Origin of the sequence: Lysobacter spongiicola DSM 21749 (genome assembly GCF_900167055.1) — a bacterium.
Lineage (GTDB): Bacteria > Pseudomonadota > Gammaproteobacteria > Xanthomonadales > Xanthomonadaceae > Novilysobacter > Novilysobacter spongiicola.
The window spans coordinates 49,516-65,135 of the sequence record NZ_FUXP01000014.1 but is presented as its reverse complement, the minus strand read 5'-3'; the positions used below and the strand labels follow the sequence as shown (position 1 = coordinate 65,135).

At 64.2% G+C, this 15,620-nt stretch carries 29 protein-coding genes; all 29 read left to right on the top strand.

Features of this window, described 5'->3' with window-relative positions; all coding sequences use genetic code 11:
• Positions 1-598 (top strand): EF-Tu C-terminal domain-related protein (locus B5D37_RS13100; protein ID WP_268776113.1); only part of this gene is annotated, 598 nt, incomplete at its 5' end.
• Positions 599-947: 349 nt separating this feature from the next.
• Complete coding sequence (gene rpsJ, locus B5D37_RS13095) at positions 948-1,259, top strand: 30S ribosomal protein S10 (protein WP_036212661.1); 312 nt, start codon at positions 948-950, stop codon at positions 1,257-1,259.
• Positions 1,260-1,269: 10 nt separating this feature from the next.
• Positions 1,270-1,926: a 50S ribosomal protein L3 gene (gene rplC, locus B5D37_RS13090; RefSeq protein WP_078759183.1), complete on the top strand. Its 657-nt coding sequence runs from the start codon at positions 1,270-1,272 to the stop codon at positions 1,924-1,926.
• A 2-nt stretch (positions 1,927-1,928) separates the two neighbouring features.
• Positions 1,929-2,534: a 50S ribosomal protein L4 gene (gene rplD / locus B5D37_RS13085; protein WP_078759182.1), complete on the top strand. Its 606-nt coding sequence runs from the start codon at positions 1,929-1,931 to the stop codon at positions 2,532-2,534.
• Positions 2,531-2,827: a 50S ribosomal protein L23 gene (rplW, locus tag B5D37_RS13080; protein ID WP_078759181.1), complete on the top strand. Its 297-nt coding sequence runs from the start codon at positions 2,531-2,533 to the stop codon at positions 2,825-2,827. Before rplD ends, rplW begins: the two co-directional genes overlap by 4 nt.
• 10 nt (positions 2,828-2,837) lie before the next feature.
• Positions 2,838-3,665 carry a 50S ribosomal protein L2 gene (gene rplB / locus B5D37_RS13075; protein WP_078759180.1) on the top strand — a complete coding sequence of 276 codons (828 nt, stop codon included), beginning with the start codon at positions 2,838-2,840 and terminating at the stop codon, positions 3,663-3,665.
• Positions 3,666-3,671: 6 nt separating this feature from the next.
• Positions 3,672-3,938 carry a 30S ribosomal protein S19 gene (rpsS, locus tag B5D37_RS13070; protein ID WP_078759179.1) on the top strand — a complete coding sequence of 89 codons (267 nt, stop codon included), beginning with the start codon at positions 3,672-3,674 and terminating at the stop codon, positions 3,936-3,938.
• Between the two features lie 10 nt (positions 3,939-3,948).
• Positions 3,949-4,284, top strand: a complete 336-nt coding sequence (gene rplV, locus B5D37_RS13065; protein WP_078759189.1) for a 50S ribosomal protein L22 — start codon at positions 3,949-3,951, stop codon at positions 4,282-4,284.
• Between the two features lie 3 nt (positions 4,285-4,287).
• On the top strand, positions 4,288-5,022 hold the full coding sequence (rpsC, locus tag B5D37_RS13060) for a 30S ribosomal protein S3 (RefSeq protein WP_078759178.1): 735 nt from the start codon (positions 4,288-4,290) through the stop codon (positions 5,020-5,022).
• A gap of 6 nt (positions 5,023-5,028) precedes the next feature.
• Positions 5,029-5,442 (top strand): 50S ribosomal protein L16, encoded by a 414-nt coding sequence (gene rplP, locus B5D37_RS13055; protein ID WP_078759177.1) that lies wholly within the window; start codon positions 5,029-5,031, stop codon positions 5,440-5,442.
• Positions 5,442-5,627 carry a 50S ribosomal protein L29 gene (gene rpmC / locus B5D37_RS13050; protein WP_078759176.1) on the top strand — a complete coding sequence of 62 codons (186 nt, stop codon included), beginning with the start codon at positions 5,442-5,444 and terminating at the stop codon, positions 5,625-5,627. The genes rplP and rpmC overlap by 1 nt, the downstream gene beginning before the upstream one ends.
• Positions 5,628-5,636: 9 nt before the next feature.
• Positions 5,637-5,906, top strand: coding sequence for a 30S ribosomal protein S17 (gene rpsQ, locus B5D37_RS13045; protein ID WP_078759175.1), 270 nt, complete (start codon positions 5,637-5,639; stop codon positions 5,904-5,906).
• A gap of 15 nt (positions 5,907-5,921) precedes the next feature.
• Positions 5,922-6,290, top strand: coding sequence for a 50S ribosomal protein L14 (gene rplN / locus B5D37_RS13040; RefSeq protein ID WP_031373826.1), 369 nt, complete (start codon positions 5,922-5,924; stop codon positions 6,288-6,290).
• 14 nt (positions 6,291-6,304) lie between these two features.
• Positions 6,305-6,619 carry a 50S ribosomal protein L24 gene (gene rplX / locus B5D37_RS13035; RefSeq protein ID WP_078759174.1) on the top strand — a complete coding sequence of 105 codons (315 nt, stop codon included), beginning with the start codon at positions 6,305-6,307 and terminating at the stop codon, positions 6,617-6,619.
• Between the two features lie 11 nt (positions 6,620-6,630).
• Complete coding sequence (gene rplE, locus B5D37_RS13030) at positions 6,631-7,173, top strand: 50S ribosomal protein L5 (RefSeq protein WP_078759173.1); 543 nt, start codon at positions 6,631-6,633, stop codon at positions 7,171-7,173.
• Positions 7,174-7,188: 15 nt separating this feature from the next.
• Entirely contained in the window at positions 7,189-7,494 is a 306-nt protein-coding gene (gene rpsN / locus B5D37_RS13025) for a 30S ribosomal protein S14 (protein ID WP_078759172.1), read from the top strand.
• Positions 7,495-7,626: 132 nt separating this feature from the next.
• On the top strand, positions 7,627-8,025 hold the full coding sequence (gene rpsH / locus B5D37_RS13020) for a 30S ribosomal protein S8 (RefSeq protein ID WP_078759171.1): 399 nt from the start codon (positions 7,627-7,629) through the stop codon (positions 8,023-8,025).
• A gap of 13 nt (positions 8,026-8,038) precedes the next feature.
• Positions 8,039-8,566 carry a 50S ribosomal protein L6 gene (gene rplF, locus B5D37_RS13015; protein WP_078759170.1) on the top strand — a complete coding sequence of 176 codons (528 nt, stop codon included), beginning with the start codon at positions 8,039-8,041 and terminating at the stop codon, positions 8,564-8,566.
• Positions 8,567-8,595: 29 nt separating this feature from the next.
• Positions 8,596-8,949: a 50S ribosomal protein L18 gene (gene rplR / locus B5D37_RS13010; RefSeq protein WP_078759169.1), complete on the top strand. Its 354-nt coding sequence runs from the start codon at positions 8,596-8,598 to the stop codon at positions 8,947-8,949.
• Positions 8,950-9,106: 157 nt separating this feature from the next.
• Positions 9,107-9,640 carry a 30S ribosomal protein S5 gene (gene rpsE, locus B5D37_RS13005; RefSeq protein WP_078759168.1) on the top strand — a complete coding sequence of 178 codons (534 nt, stop codon included), beginning with the start codon at positions 9,107-9,109 and terminating at the stop codon, positions 9,638-9,640.
• Positions 9,633-9,833, top strand: a complete 201-nt coding sequence (rpmD, locus tag B5D37_RS13000; protein ID WP_078759167.1) for a 50S ribosomal protein L30 — start codon at positions 9,633-9,635, stop codon at positions 9,831-9,833. Before rpsE ends, rpmD begins: the two co-directional genes overlap by 8 nt.
• Positions 9,834-9,837: 4 nt before the next feature.
• Positions 9,838-10,275: a 50S ribosomal protein L15 gene (rplO, locus tag B5D37_RS12995; protein ID WP_078759166.1), complete on the top strand. Its 438-nt coding sequence runs from the start codon at positions 9,838-9,840 to the stop codon at positions 10,273-10,275.
• Between the two features lie 7 nt (positions 10,276-10,282).
• Positions 10,283-11,644 carry a preprotein translocase subunit SecY gene (gene secY / locus B5D37_RS12990; RefSeq protein WP_078759165.1) on the top strand — a complete coding sequence of 454 codons (1,362 nt, stop codon included), beginning with the start codon at positions 10,283-10,285 and terminating at the stop codon, positions 11,642-11,644.
• Between the two features lie 388 nt (positions 11,645-12,032).
• Positions 12,033-12,389 carry a 30S ribosomal protein S13 gene (rpsM, locus tag B5D37_RS12985; protein ID WP_078759164.1) on the top strand — a complete coding sequence of 119 codons (357 nt, stop codon included), beginning with the start codon at positions 12,033-12,035 and terminating at the stop codon, positions 12,387-12,389.
• A 10-nt stretch (positions 12,390-12,399) separates the two neighbouring features.
• Positions 12,400-12,792 carry a 30S ribosomal protein S11 gene (gene rpsK, locus B5D37_RS12980; RefSeq protein ID WP_031373814.1) on the top strand — a complete coding sequence of 131 codons (393 nt, stop codon included), beginning with the start codon at positions 12,400-12,402 and terminating at the stop codon, positions 12,790-12,792.
• Positions 12,793-12,806: 14 nt separating this feature from the next.
• Positions 12,807-13,436 (top strand): 30S ribosomal protein S4, encoded by a 630-nt coding sequence (rpsD, locus tag B5D37_RS12975; protein ID WP_078759163.1) that lies wholly within the window; start codon positions 12,807-12,809, stop codon positions 13,434-13,436.
• A gap of 59 nt (positions 13,437-13,495) precedes the next feature.
• A complete protein-coding gene (locus B5D37_RS12970; RefSeq protein ID WP_078759162.1) occupies positions 13,496-14,494 on the top strand; it encodes a DNA-directed RNA polymerase subunit alpha in 999 nt (332 codons plus the stop codon).
• Positions 14,495-14,540: 46 nt separating this feature from the next.
• On the top strand, positions 14,541-14,915 hold the full coding sequence (rplQ, locus tag B5D37_RS12965; protein WP_078759161.1) for a 50S ribosomal protein L17: 375 nt from the start codon (positions 14,541-14,543) through the stop codon (positions 14,913-14,915).
• 129 nt (positions 14,916-15,044) lie between these two features.
• The gene (locus B5D37_RS12960) at positions 15,045-15,545 is read left to right on the top strand and encodes a disulfide bond formation protein B (protein WP_200809255.1); all 501 of its coding nucleotides are present in this window, start codon (positions 15,045-15,047) and stop codon (positions 15,543-15,545) included.
• The last annotated feature ends 75 nt before the right edge of the window (positions 15,546-15,620 follow it).

Genomic DNA, 15,620 nt, shown 5'->3' with positions numbered 1-15,620 from the left:
GGACAGCTGGATCCCGGAGCCGGAGCGTGCGATCGACAAGCCGTTCCTGATGCCGGTGGAAGACGTGTTCTCGATCTCGGGCCGCGGCACCGTGGTGACCGGCCGCATCGAGCGCGGCATCATCAAGGTGGGCGACGAAATCGAGATCGTCGGTATCCGTCCGACCACCAAGACGACGGTGACCGGCGTGGAGATGTTCCGCAAGCTGCTGGACCAGGGCCAGGCGGGCGACAACGCCGGCCTGCTGCTGCGCGGCACCAAGCGTGACGACGTGGAGCGTGGCCAGGTGCTGGCCAAGCCGGCCTCGATCACCCCGCACACCGACTTCGAAGCCGAGGTGTACGTGCTGAGCAAGGACGAGGGCGGCCGCCACACCCCGTTCTTCAAGGGCTACCGTCCGCAGTTCTACTTCCGCACCACCGACATCACCGGTGCGGTGGAGCTGCCGGAAGGCACCGAGATGGTGATGCCGGGCGACAACGTGAAGATGAAGGTGCAGCTGATCAACCCGATCGCGATGGATGACGGCCTGCGCTTCGCCATCCGCGAGGGTGGCCGCACCGTCGGCGCCGGCGTCGTGGCGAAGATCATCAAGTAGGACCCTGGCGGGGCGGCAGTCGCACCGGTTGCACACTGCCCAGAAAACCCGTTAGAATGCGCGACCACTGTGGCCCCGCCTTATCGGCGGGCGCCACGAGCCAGCGAAATGAGGAGCAGGATGCACCTCGTATTCGCCAGACAGGGAAATGTCGCATGGTGCCGCCTGGTTCCGGAGGTCCTCCGGGCAGGGCGGCCCCATGTGCTTGCATGAACCGTCTGGGCGGGCCGGGAAACCGGCCTGCCTTAGTTTTTGAAGGATGGCCGGCATAGCGTCGGCCAGTGTCATTTTTCGGGGTTCGGCGCAACCAGTCGCCGGCCCGTCGCTCTTTTAACCAAGGAACACCGTCATGGCGGACCAAAAGATCCGGATTCGGCTGAAGGCGTACGATCATCGTCTGATCGACCGCTCGGCCAGCGAGATCGTCGAGACAGCCAAGCGGACCGGCGCGCAAGTGCGTGGCCCGATCCCGCTGCCGACCAAGATCGAGCGCTACACCATTCTGACCTCGCCGCACGTCGACAAGGACGCGCGCGACCAGTACGAGACCCGCACGCACAAGCGCGTGCTCGACATCGTCGACCCGAACGACAAGACCGTGGACGCTCTGATGAAGCTTGAGCTCGCGGCTGGCGTCGACGTCCAGATCAAGCTGACCTGAGGCACAGACCATGACGGCGAAGAAATATTCGTTGGGCATCGTCGGTCGCAAGGCCGGCATGAGCCGGTTCTTCACCGAAGACGGCAAGTCCGTCCCGGTGACGCTGATCGAAGCGACCCCGAACCGGATCACCCAGATCAAGACCACCGACAGCGATGGCTACAGCGCGGTGCAGGTCACCGTCGGCGTGCGTCGCGCGGCGTTGGTGAACAAGCCCGAAGCCGGCCACCTGGCCAAGGCCAAGGTCGACGCCGGGCGCGGGCTGTGGGAACTGCGCGTGGCCGACGACAAGATCGGCGACTTCAGTGTCGGCGGCGAGATCAAGGCCGACATCTTCGAGGTCGGGCAGATCGTCGACGTCCAGGGCGTCACCAAGGGCAAGGGCTTCCAGGGCACCATCAAGCGCTGGAACTTCAAGATGGGCGACGCGACGCACGGTAACTCGTTGTCGCACCGTGCGCCGGGCTCCATCGGCCAGCGCCAGACCCCGGGCCGCGTGTTTCCGGGCAAGAAGATGTCCGGTCACATGGGTTCGGTCCAGCAGAGCACCCAGGGCCTTGAAGTGGTGAAGGTGGACGCCGAACGCGGCCTCATCGCCATTCGTGGCGCGGTGCCGGGCGCGCCGGGTGGTGACGTGATCGTCCGCCCGACGAGCAAGGGAGTATGACGATGGAACTTGCCATCAATAACAGCACCAAGACCGTGTCGGTTTCCGACGAGATCTTCGGCCGCGAGTTCAGCGAAGACCTGGTCCACCAGGTCGTCGTTGCCTACCGCAATGCCGGTCGCGCTGGCACCAAGGCGCAGAAGACCCGTTCGGAAGTGGCCGGCACGACCAAGAAGTCGAAGAAGCAGAAGGGCGGCGGCGCGCGTCATGGCGCGTTGACGGCTCCGATCTTCATCGGCGGTGGCGTCACCTTCGCAGCCAAGCCGCGCAGCTTCGCGCAGAAGGTCAACCGCAAGATGTACCGCGCCGCGATCGCCGCGATCCTGTCGGAGCTCAACCGCCAGGGCCGCATCAAGGTGGTCGAGTCGCTGGCCATCGATTCCCCGAAGACCAAGGGCATGATCACCATGCTCAAGGACCTCGGCGTGGGTCGTCGTCCGCTGCTGGTTACCGAGGACGCCACCGAGAACCTGTATCTCTCGGCGCGCAACCTGCCGTATGTGGAAGTCCGTGACGTGCAGGGCCTGGATCCGGTCGCGCTGGTAGGCGCCGACTCGGTCGTGGTCACGGCCGATGCGGTCAAGAAGATCGAGGAGTGGCTGGCATGAACGACGCCAAGCTCTACAACGTGATCCGTGCGCCGCGTGTGTCCGAGAAGACCGCGCGCCTGCAGGAAGTCTCCAACCAATACGTCTTCGAAGTGGCGACGACTGCTACCAAGGCCGACATCAAGGTCGCCGTGGAAAAGCTGTTCGACGTCAAGGTCGAGGCGGTCAACGTGGTGAACGTGAAGGGCAAGTCCAAGGCCTTCAAGTTCCGCATGGGCCGCCGTCCCGACTGGCGCAAGGCGTACGTGAAGCTGGCCGAAGGCCAGTCGATCGACGTGATGGCCAAGGCCTGAGGATCGACCCATGCCATTGATGACATTCAAGCCCACATCCCCCGGTCGCCGCAGCGCGGTCCGCGTGGTGACCCCGGACCTGCACAAGGGTGCGCCGCACGCTCCGCTCCTCGAGAAGAAGAGCAAGACCGGCGGCCGCAACCACCACGGGCGGATCACCACCCGCCACATCGGTGGTGGCCACAAGCAGCACTACCGCATCATCGATTTCAAGCGCAACAAGGAAGGTATCCCGGCGCGCGTGGAGCGGATCGAATACGATCCCAACCGCACCGCCCACATCGCCCTGCTGTGCTACGTCGATGGCGAGCGCCGCTACATCATCGCCCCCAAGGGCCTGAAGGCCGGCGACCAGGTGATTGCCGGGCGTGACGCCCCGATCCGCTCGGGCAATACCCTGCCGCTGAGCAACATCCCGGTCGGCTCCACCGTGCACTGCATCGAGATGAAGCCCGGCAAGGGCGCCCAGCTGGCGCGTGCCGCCGGCGCCGGCGTCCAGCTGGTCGCTCGCGAACAGGGCTACGCCACGCTTCGCCTGCGTTCGGGCGAAATGCGCAAGGTGCCGGTCGAGTGCCGCGCCACCATCGGGGAAGTCGGCAACGTCGAGCACAACTTGGAGAAGCTGGGCAAGGCCGGCGCCAAGCGTTGGCGCGGCGTTCGCCCGACCGTCCGCGGTGCGGCCATGAACCCCGTCGACCACCCGCACGGTGGTGGTGAGGCCAAGGCCGGCCAGGGCAACCCGCATCCGGTCACCCCGTGGGGCGTCCCGACCAAGGGTTACAAGACCCGCAAGAACAAGCGCACCCAGCAGTTCATCGTGCGCGATCGTAGGAGCTAATCGGCCATGGCACGTTCACTCAAGAAGGGCCCGTTCGTCGACCACCATCTCATCAAGAAGGTGGAGGCTGCGGCCAACAACAAGAAGCCGATCAAGACCTGGTCGCGTCGCTCGATGGTTCTGCCGGAGATGGTGGGTTACACCATCGCCGTGCATAACGGTCGCAACCACATCCCCGTGCTGGTCAACGAGAACATGGTTGGCCACAAGCTCGGCGAGTTCGCCCTGACCCGTACCTTCAAGGGTCACGTGGCCGACAAGAAGAGCCGATAAGGAGATGACCATGGAAGCGAAAGCAATCCTGCGCACAGCGCGCATCTCCCCGCAGAAGGCCCGCCTGGTCGCCGACCAGGTCCGTGGGCTGACTGCCGAGCGGGCCGTCAACCTGCTGAAGTTCTCCGACAAGAAGGCTGCCGCGATGATCCGCAAGGTCGTCGAGTCCGCCATCGCCAACGCGGAGAACAACCAGGGCGCCGACATCGACGAGCTCAAGGTCAAGACCATCATGGTCGACGAGGGCCCGACGCTGAAGCGTTTCATGGCCCGTGCGAAGGGACGCGGTACCCGCATCCTCAAGCGCACCAGCCATATCACCGTCGTCGTCGGCGAGGGGAAGTAACTCATGGGTCATAAAGTTCATCCGACCGGCATCCGCCTTGGCATCTCCAAGGACTGGAACTCCAAGTGGTTCGCCGGCAAGAAGCAGTACGCCGAATACCTGATCGCCGACCTGAAGGTCCGGGACATGCTGCGCAAGAAGCTCGCGCAGGCCGGTATCTCGAAGATCTTCATCGAGCGTCCCGCCAACAACGCGCGCGTCACGATCCACACCGCCCGCCCGGGCGTGGTGATCGGCAAGCGCGGCGAGGACATCGACAAGCTGCGCAAGGAAGTCAGCGACATGATGGGCGTTCCCGCGCACATCAACGTGACCGAGGTCCGCAAGCCCGAACTCGACGCGCAGCTCGTTGCCGAGTCGATCGCGCAGCAGCTCGAGCGTCGCATCATGTTCCGCCGCGCGATGAAGCGCGCGGTGGGCAACGCGATGCGCCTGGGTGCGCTGGGCATCAAGGTCAACGTTGGTGGCCGGCTCAACGGCGCCGAGATCGCACGTTCGGAGTGGTATCGCGAAGGTCGCGTGCCGCTGCACACGCTGCGCGCCGACATCGACTACGGCTTCGCCGAAGCCAAGACGACGTACGGCATCATCGGCATCAAGGTATGGGTCTACCGGGGCGAGATCTTCGACTTCTCCCAGGTCGGCCAGGAAAAGCAGGACGACAGTCCGCGCAGCGACCGCGGTGACCGCGGCGACCGTCGCGACCGCTCGCCCCGCCCGCCGCGCGAATCGAGGTAACTGACCATGTTGCAACCCAAGCGAACCAAGTACCGCAAGGTACACAAGGGCCGCAATGACGGCCTGGCCTGGAACGGCAATGCCGTCAGCTTCGGCGAGTACGGCCTGAAGGCGACCGCGCACGGCCAGATCACCGCGCGCCAGATCGAGGCGGCCCGCCGCTCGATCAGCCGCTACGTCAAGCGCGGCGGAAAGATGTGGATCCGCGTGTTCCCGGACAAGCCGATCACCAAGAAGCCGATCGAAGTCCGAATGGGCTCCGGTAAGGGCAACGTGGAGTACTGGGTCGCCCAGATCCAGCCCGGCCGCATGATCTACGAGATCGAAGGCGTGGGTGAGGACGTGGCGCGTGAAGCGTTCCGTCTCGCCGCGGCGAAGCTCTCGGTCACCACCCAATTCGTTACCCGGACGGTGCGCTGATGGAACTCAAGCAAATGCGTGACAAGTCGGCTGACGAGCTTCAGGCCCACCTGACCGAGCTGCACAAGGAGAGCTTCGCGCTCCGCATGCAGAAGGCCACCGGCCAGCTCGCCAAGACCCACGAGGCCCGCCGGGTGCGCCGCGAGATCGCTCGCGTCAACACCTTGCTGGGCGAGAAGAAGTAAGGACCCGCCATGACCGACAACAATACAGAGAAGGCGCTGCGCACGGTCGAAGGACGCGTGGTCAGCAACAAGATGGACAAGACCGTCACCGTGCTGGTTGAACGCCAGGTCAAGCACGCGCTGTATGGCAAGTACATCCGCCGTTCGAGCAAGCTCCACGCCCACGACGCCGACAACGCCTGCAACGAAGGCGACGTGGTGCGGGTGAAGGAGATTGCACCGATGTCCAAGACCAAGAACTGGAGCGTGGTTGAGATCGTCAGCCGCGCGGCCGAATAACGAGGAGGCTGAACCATGATCCAGATGCAAAGCTACCTCGGCGTGGCCGACAACTCCGGGGCGAAGGAAGTGATGTGCATCAAGGTGCTCGGCGGCTCCAAGCGCCGTTATGCGCACATTGGCGACATCATCAAGGTGACCGTCAAGGACGCCATCCCGCGCGGCAAGGTCAAGAAGGGCGACGTCTACGACGCCGTTGTGGTGCGGACCCGCAAGGGTGTCCGTCGTCCCGACGGTTCGCTGATCCGTTTCGACGGCAATGCCGCCGTGCTGCTGAACAACAAGCATGAGCCGATCGGTACCCGTATCTTCGGGCCGGTGACCCGTGAACTGCGTTCCGAGAAGTTCATGAAGATCGTCTCGCTCGCTCCTGAAGTGCTCTGAGCGGAGGAATTGACATGAACCGTATCAAGAAGGGCGACCAGGTGGTCGTCACCGCCGGCAAGGACAAGGGCAAGAAGGGTGATGTGGTGCGCGTGGCAGGCGACAAGGTCGTCGTGTCCAACGTCAACATCATCAAGCGCCACACCAAGCCGAACCCGCAGGCTGGCCAGCCGGGCGGCGTGATCGAGCGCGAGGCGCCGATCCATATCTCCAACGTCATGCTCTTCAACCCGGCTTCGGGCAAGGGCGAGCGCGTTGGCATCAAGGTGCTGGAGGATGGACGCAAACTGCGTGTGTTCCGCTCCAGCGGTGAGGCGGTTGACGCCTGAGGAATGTTGAAATGACCACCCGGCTTGAAAAGTTCTACCAGGAAGAAGTCATTCCGTCGCTGACCGAGAAGTTCGGTTACAAGAACCCGATGGAAGTGCCGCGCATCACCAAGATCACCCTGAACATGGGTGTGGGCGAGGCTGCGACCAACAAGAAGATCCTCGAGAATGCCGTGGCCGACATGGCGCGCATCTCCGGCCAGAAGCCGATCGTGACCAAGAGCCGCGTCTCCGTGGCCTCGTTCAAGATCCGCGACGGCTGGCCGATCGGCTGCAAGGTCACGCTGCGCCGCGCCCGGATGTTCGAGTTCCTCGATCGTCTGGTCAACGTGTCGCTGCCGCGCGTGCGCGACTTCCGCGGCGTGTCCGGCAAGTCCTTCGACGGTCGTGGCAACTTCAACATGGGCGTGAAGGAGCAGATCATCTTCCCGGAGATCGACTTCGACCAGGTCGATGCCGTCCGCGGCATGGACATCGCGATCACCACGACCGCGAAGACCGACGCCGAAGCACGCGCCCTGCTGGAAGCCTTCCGCTTCCCGTTCCGCAACTAATCCAAGGATCCAACCATGGCTAAGACCTCGATGGTCAACCGCGATCTGAAGCGGGCCAAGCTGGCCGCGAAGTATGCGGCCAAGCGCGAGGAGCTGAAGAAGATCATCTCCAGCCCGAAGTCGTCCTACGAAGAGAAGGAAGAAGCGGTCATCAAGCTGCAGAAGCTGCCGCGTGATTCCTCGCCTTCCCGCCAGCGCAACCGCTGTGCGATCACCGGCCGTTCGCGTGGCGTCTATCAGAAGTTCGGCCTGGGCCGCAACAAGCTGCGTGAAGCCACCATGCGCGGCGACGTGCCGGGCCTGCGCAAGGCCAGCTGGTAACGGCTTGCATGGCGGGTCTTCGGATCTGCTATATTAGCCGGCTAGCTTCAAGCGCCGCCTTCCTCCGGAGGCGGCGTCACAACTGAAATTCGCAATCCAGCGGATATCGGTGCACTCATCAGGTAACTACACATGAGCATGACTGATCCCATCGCCGACATGTTCGTCCGCATCCGCAATGCGGCCGCGGTCGGCAAGCCGTCGGTAAAGATGCCGTCTTCCAAGGTGAAGGTCGCCATCGCCAAGGTGCTGCAGGACGAGGGCTACATCCTCGGTTCGCGCGTCACCGAAGCCGGGCCCGGCAAGAACGAGCTCGAGATCGAGCTGAAGTACTACGAAGGCAAGCCCGTCATCGAGCAGCTCAAGCGCTATTCGCGCTCCGGCTTGCGCCAGTACCGCGGCAAGGACGAGCTGCCCAAGGTCCTCGGGGGCCTGGGTGTCTCCATCATTTCCACCTCCAAGGGCATCATGACCGATGCGCAGGCGCGCCAGCAGGGCGTCGGCGGTGAAGTCCTGTGCTTCGTGGCCTAAGGGAGTAACGATCATGTCCCGAGTTGCCAAGAGGCCGATCACCCTTGCAAAGGGTGTCGAACTGAACGTCCAGCCCGAGAACGTGACCGTCAAGGGGCCGAAGGGCACCCTGTCGATCGCCAAGCCGGCCGACATCGAAATCAACATCGAGGACGGCCAGGCGCTGCTCTCGACCAACGATCCCGAGCGCGTTGCGCTGACGGGTACCCTGCGTGCGATCGTCGCCAACATGGTGCACGGCGTGTCCGAAGGCTTCGAGCGCAAGCTCGAGCTGGTCGGCGTCGGTTACCGTGCCGCCATGCAGGGCAAGGACCTGAACCTGTCGCTGGGCTTTTCCCATCCGGTGCTGTTCAAGGCGCCCGAGGGGATCACCATCAGCACCCCGACCCAGACCGAAGTGGTCGTGGCCGGTGCCGACAAGCAGCGCGTCGGCGAAGTCGCCGCCAAGATCCGCGCGTTCCGCCCACCGGAGCCGTACAAGGGCAAGGGTGTGAAGTACGCCGGCGAGACCATCATTCGCAAGGAAGCCAAGAAGGCCTAACCCGGCTTTCAGCTTTCGAGGACCAGACAATGAACAAGAACATCGCTCGCCTGCGCCGCGCCAAATCGACCCGTTCGCACATCCGGGTGCTCGGCGTGCCGCGCCTGTCCGTGCTCCGTACGGGCCAGCACCTGTATGCGCAGGTCTTCACCGCCGACGGCTCAAAGGTCCTTGCGGCCGCTTCCACCACCCAGGCGGACGTGAAGGAAGGGCTGAAGAACGGAAAGAACGCCGAGGCCGCCGTCAAGGTGGGCAAGGCGATCGCAGAAAAGGCCAAGGCCGCGGGCATCGAGAAGGTCGCCTTCGACCGTTCCGGCTACCGCTACCATGGCCGCATCAAGGCGCTTGCCGACGCGGCCCGCGAAGGCGGTTTGCAGTTCTGATTGCCGATGGCGGGGCCAGCCCCGTCCATCCGTTCCATCCGCCGGCGCGGAGTGCGCCGGGCGCGGTGCGGGATTGCCCGCATCGCGATCCACCCGATCCACTCAACAACCATAAGCGGCCAAGCCGCAAGAAACCTTTCCACATCCAGGAACAGACATGGCTAACGAACGTGAATCGCGGGGGCGTGACCGCAACCGTGAAGAGATGGACGACGGAATGATCGAGAAGCTGATCGCGGTCAACCGCGTCAGCAAGACCGTCAAGGGTGGCCGCCAGTTCACCTTTACCGCTTTGACGGTGGTGGGCGACGGCGCCGGCAAGGTCGGCTTCGGTTACGGCAAGGCGCGCGAAGTGCCGGTTGCGATCCAGAAGTCGATGGAATATGCCCGCAAGAGCATGCAGACCGTCGATCTCAACAACAACACGCTGTGGCATTCGGTGAAGTCGGGCCACGGCGCGGCACGCGTGTACATGCAGCCGGCTTCCGAGGGTACCGGTGTGATCGCCGGCGGCGCGATGCGCGCAGTGCTCGAGGCGGTGGGTGTGAAGGACGTGCTGGCCAAGGCGGTCGGTTCGCGTAATCCGATCAACCTGGTTCGCGCCACCCTGCGCGGACTTTCCGAAATGCACTCGCCGGCCAAGATCGCGGCCAAGCGCGGCAAGAAGGTCGAGGATCTGATCAATGGCTAAGACGACTGACAACAAGAGCGGCACCGTGAAGGTGCGGCTGGTCAAGGGCCTGCGTGGTACGCAGGGCCGTCATCGCCTCTCGGTGCACGCGCTCGGCCTGAACAAGGTCAACAGCGTGCGCGAACTGAAGGATAGCCCCCAGGTACGTGGCCTGATCAACAAGGTCCATTACCTGGTCCGGGTCGAGGAGTAACACCATGCGTCTCAACACACTGAAGCCCGCAGAGGGCGCCCGCGAAGACCGCAAGCGCGTCGGTCGCGGCATCGGCTCCGGCCTCGGCAAGACCGCCGGCCGTGGCCACAAGGGCTCTTTCGCGCGTTCTGGCAAAGGCAAGATCCGCGCCGGGTTCGAAGGCGGCCAGATGCCGATGCACATCCGCCTGCCGAAGGTCGGCTTCCGCAGCAAGACCGCCGGCGATACCGCCGAGGTCATGCTGTACCAGTTGGACAAGCTCGAAGCCGGTGAGGTCGATTTCGCCGCGCTGCGTGCGGCCAGGCTCGTGCCGAGCACCGCCAAGCGCGCCAAGCTGGTCGCGAAGGGCGAGCTCACCAAGAAGTTTGTACTGAAGGGCGTGCTTGCCACGGCCGGTGCCAAGGCCGCTGTCGAGGCTGCCGGCGGCCAGGTCGGGGAGTAACACACGCATGGCGCGAAGCGGCAACGCAATGGCCGGCATGGGCGGCGGGCTCGGGAAGTTCACCGAGCTCCGCCAACGCTTGCTGTTCGTACTCGGCGCTCTGGTCGTCTACCGCATCGGTTGCTACATCCCGGTGCCGGGCGTCAATCCCGAGGCGATGCTGCGGCTGATGGAAACGCAGGAAGGCACCATCGTGGACATGTTCAACATGTTCTCTGGTGGTGCCCTCGAGCGTTTCAGCCTGTTTGCGCTCAATGTGATGCCCTACATCTCCTCCTCGATCATCATGCAGTTGCTCGTGCAGATCGTGCCGAGCATGAAGGCGATCCAGAAGGAAGGCGAGTCCGGCCGGCGCAAGATCAACCAGTGGTCGCGCCTCGGCGCCATTCCGCTGGCGGTGTTCCAAGCCTGGGGAATCGCCACCGCTCTGCAGGCCGGCGGCGCCAGCCAGGGTATCCCGGTGGTATACAGCCCCGGCATCGGCTTCATCCTGACCGCCGTGATCTCTTTGACCGCCGGCACCATGTTTCTGATGTGGCTCGGCGAGCAGGTGACCGAGCGCGGCATCGGCAACGGTGTTTCCCTGATCATCTTCGCGGGCATCGTGGCCGGGCTTCCCTCGGCGGCGCTCGGCATGTTCGAGCAGGTGCGCAACGGGGAGATGAATACGCTGGTCGCGCTTGCCGTGGTCATTCTGGTGCTCGCCGTGACCTACTTCGTGGTGTTCGTCGAGCGGGGCCAGCGCCGCATCACGGTGAACTATGCGCGGCGGCAAGGCGGCCGCAACGCATACATGAACCAGTCTTCGTTCCTGCCGCTGAAGCTCAACATGTCGGGTGTGATTCCCGCCATCTTCGCCTCCAGCATCGTGATGTTCCCGGCGACGGCCGCTGCGTGGTTCAGCCAGGGCGACGCATCGTCTTTCATGCTCAGGGTGAGCCAGTGGCTCAATCCGGGCGAACCGCTGCACATGGTGCTCTACGGCGGACTGATCGCGGGCTTTGCGTTCTTCTACACGGCTCTGGTGTTCAATTCGCAGGAGACCGCCGACAACCTCAAGAAGTCGGGTGCATTGATTCCGGGTATCCGCCCGGGCAAGGCCACCGCCGACTACGTGGATGGCGTGTTGACCCGGTTGACCGCCGCGGGCGCAGCCTACCTCGTGCTTGTCTGCCTGCTGCCGGAGATCATGCGCAGCCAGATGAATATTTCGTTCTACTTCGGCGGCACCTCGCTGCTGATCGTGGTGGTGGTGGTGATGGACTTCATATCCCAGATCCAGGCCCACCTGATGTCGCACCAGTACGAGAGCCTGTTGAAGAAGGCGAACCTGAAGGGATCCAGGGGCGGCCTTCCCGGCCGGTCCTGATCGACTGACGTTTCTATCGACCGGCGTTTGTCCGGTCACCGCTGGCCGATACATGGCCGGATGCAGTATCGCGGAACCCCGGACACAGCGCCGGGTTCCCAGAAGGGCGACTCGCGCGGCGTCTCGCGCGCGGGTGGGTCCGGACCGGTCCGCGCGCCAGAGTAGCGCGCGGTGCCGGGGCAGGCGGCTGACACCGTTCCGTCCCGGCAGTCCGATTCCCGTCGCCGGAGCATGGGCACACTCCCCATGCCGTGGTACCGCTGCGCCCTTGGCGCGGCGGTGCTTCCTATGAACCCGAGACCTTGTTATAATTTCCGATTCACTCTATTCGAGTGTTCTCTTGCCGGACTGTCAGGGCCCGGCTGCCAAACCAGTTGGAGATCGCGTTATGGCGCGTATTGCGGGCGTCAACCTGCCTGCCCAGAAGCACGTCTGGGTCGGGCTGCAGAGTATCTACGGCATCGGCCGTACCCGTTCCAAGCAGATCTGCGAAACCGCCGGTGTCGATTCGGCGACGAAGATCCGTGACCTGTCCGAGCCCGAAGTCGAGCGCCTGCGTGGTGAAGTCGGCAAGTTCATCGTGGAGGGCGACCTGCGCCGCGAAGTGGGCATGTCGATCAAGCGCCTGATGGACCTGGGTAGCTATCGCGGCCTGCGCCACCGCCGCGGCCTGCCGCTGCGCGGCCAGCGCACCAAGACCAATGCACGCACCCGCAAGGGTCCGCGCAGGGCCATCAGGAAGTAAGGGGTAGATCATGGCCAAGCCAGCAGCAGCCAAGACGAAGAAGAAGATCAAGCGCGTCGTCACCGACGGCATCGCCCACGTCCACGCTTCGTTCAACAACACCATCATCACGATCACCGACCGGCAGGGCAACGCCCTGTCCTGGGCGACTTCGGGCGGCGCGGGTTTCCGCGGTTCGCGCAAGTCCACCCCGTTCGCTGCGCAGGTCGCGGCGGAGAAAGCAGGCCGTGCTGCGCTCGACTACGGCGTCAAGTCGTTGGAAGTGCGCATCAAGGGCCCGGGTCCGGGTCGGGAATCCGCCGTTCGTTCGTTGAACAACGTCGGGTACAAGATCATCAACATCATCGACGTGACGCCCATCCCGCACAACGGATGCCGGCCGCCGAAAAAACGTCGCGTCTGAGGAGCTGAAGAATAATGGCTCGTTATATTGGTCCCAAGTGCAAGCTCTCGCGGCGTGAAGGCGTCGACCTCGGCCTGAAGTCCCCGGCCCGGGCGCTTGATTCGAAGTGCAAGCTGGAGCAGAAGCCCGGCCAGCACGGTCCCGTCGCCCGTCGTGGCAAGCTGTCCGACTACGCCAACCAGCTGCGTGAAAAACAGAAGGTAAAGCGCATCTACGGCCTGCTGGAGCGCCAGTTCCGCAACTACTACAAGAAGGCCGCCGCCAAGCGTGGCAACACCGGCGAAATCCTCCTGCAGCTGCTGGAAACGCGTCTCGACAACGTCGTCTATCGCATGGGCTTCGCAGTCACCCGCCCGGCCGCGCGCCAGCTGGTGTCCCATCGTGGCGTGACCGTCAACGGCAAGCCGGTCAACCTGCCGTCCTACCAGGTCAAGGCCGGCGATGCCGTCGCCCTGTCCGAACGTGCGCAGAAGCAGCTCCGTGTCCAGGAGTCGCTGACCGTCGCGCAGCAGATGGACCTGTCGCCGTCCTGGGTCGAGGTCGATTCGAAGAAGTTCGCCGGTGTTTTCAAGGCGGTGCCGGACCGCACCGACCTGCCGGCCGATATCAACGAAGCGTTGATCATCGAGCTCTACTCGAAGTAATCCATCTGTTCTTGAGCCTTCCGGCCCCCCGGCCGGAAGCTCACAGGAGACGCCACAACATGACGGTTACCGCCAATCAGGTACTGCGCCCCCGCGGTCCCCAGATCGAACGCCTCAACGGCAACCGCGCCAAGGTCGTGATCGAGCCGCTGGAGCGCGGCTACGGACACACCCTAGGTAACGCGCTGCGCCGTGTGCTGCTGTCCTCGATCCCGGGTTTCGCCATTACCGAGGTCGAGATCGACGGCGTGCTGCACGAGTACACCACGGTCGAGGGCCTGCAGGAAGACGTGCTCGAAGTCCTGCTCAACCTCAAGGATGTCGCCATCCGCATGCACACCGGCGAGTCGGCGACCCTGTCGCTGAACAAGCAGGGTCCTGGCATCGTGACCGCGGCTGACATCAAGACCGACCACAACGTCGAGATCCTCAACACCGAGCATGTGATCGCCCACCTGACCAAGGACGTGGCGCTCGACATGCGGCTGAAGATCGAGCGTGGCTATGGCTACCAGCCCGCCGCCGCCCGTCGCCGTCCGGACGAGGAGACCCGCACCATCGGTCGCCTCATGCTGGACGCCAGTTTCAGCCCGGTCCGCCGCGTGGCGTACTCGGTCGAAGCGGCACGCGTCGAGCAGCGTACGGACCTGGACAAGCTGGTCATCGACATCGAGACCAACGGGACGATTGATGCCGAGGAGGCCGTGCGCACCGCCGCCGACATCCTCAGCGACCAGCTCTCGGTGTTCGGCGACTTCACCCACCGTGACCGCGGTGCGGCGAAGCCGGCCAGCAGCGGTGTCGACCCGATCCTGCTGCGTCCGATCGACGATCTTGAGCTCACCGTGCGTTCGGCCAACTGCCTCAAGGCCGAGAGCATCTACTACGTCGGCGATCTGATCCAGAAGACCGAAGTCGAGCTGCTCAAGACGCCGAACCTCGGCAAGAAATCGCTCACCGAGATCAAGGAAGTGCTTGCCCAGCGCGGCCTTTCCCTCGGCATGAAGCTCGAAAACTGGCCGCCCGCGGGAATCGCCTCGCACGGCATGATGGGCTGAGCAGCGGCTTGCCGCTGTCGAGAACAGACATTCAGGAACCAAGACCATGCGCCACCAGAAATCCGGACGCAAATTCAGCCGCACCAGTGCCCATCGCGATGCGATGTTCACCAACATGGCCGCGTCCCTCATCAAGCACGGAGCGATCCGTACCACCCTTCCCAAGGCCAAGGAGCTGCGCCGCGTTGCGGAGCCGCTGATCACCCTGGCCAAGAAGGACGGTGTCGCCAACCGCCGCCTCGCCTTTTCCCGCCTGCGGGACAAGGAAGCCGTCGGTACGCTGTTCGTCGAACTCGGCCCGCGTTACAGCGAGCGCCCGGGTGGCTACCTGCGCATCCTCAAGTGCGGTTTCCGCGCGGGTGACAATGCGCCGATGGCCTACGTCGAGCTCGTCGACCGCCCGCAGGCGGCCGCAGAGTAAGACCGGCGGCGCGGGAGCTTTCCCGCGTCAGCGACAGATCGTGGAAGCCCCGGCCAGCGAGCCGGGGTTTTTGCGTTGGCCGCTAGGCAGGGCGCGCGCAAGCTCGTATCGTGTCGGCCCATGACGACCATCAAAGCCCAGCGCGGCAACTTCCGGGTGTTCTTCCTGCTGGGCTTCCTGGCCTGCGCGGGTCTCCTCGCCTATGCGCTCTACACGCAGTTCTACGGCGGTCTGTTGCCGTGCCCCCTGTGTATCTTCCAGCGTGTCGCGTTTGCCGCCTTGGGCCTCGTGTTCTTGCTGGGGGCGCTGCACGGACCTTCCGGGAAGGGCGTGCGGCGGGGATATGGCGTGTTGGCCGGCCTGGTATCGGTGATCGGCATTGCGATTGCCGGCAACCACGTGCGGCTGCAGAACCTGCCACCCGACGAAGTACCTGCCTGCGGCCCGGGGCTCGACTACATGCTCGAAGCGATGCCGATCTCCGGCGTCGTGCGCAAGGTGATGACCGGGTCGGGTGAATGCGCGAACGTCGACTGGGCCTTCCTGGGCCTGTCGATGCCCGCCTGGAGCCTGGTGTGGTTCGTGCTGCTGGGCGCCTGGGCGCTCTATGCCGGCTTCCGGCGCAGCTGAGAAAGACTGAAGCAATCCTGCCGGACGTTGCGGTCGACGCTCCCTGCGTGGATGATGGTTTGCTGTTCCGCAACA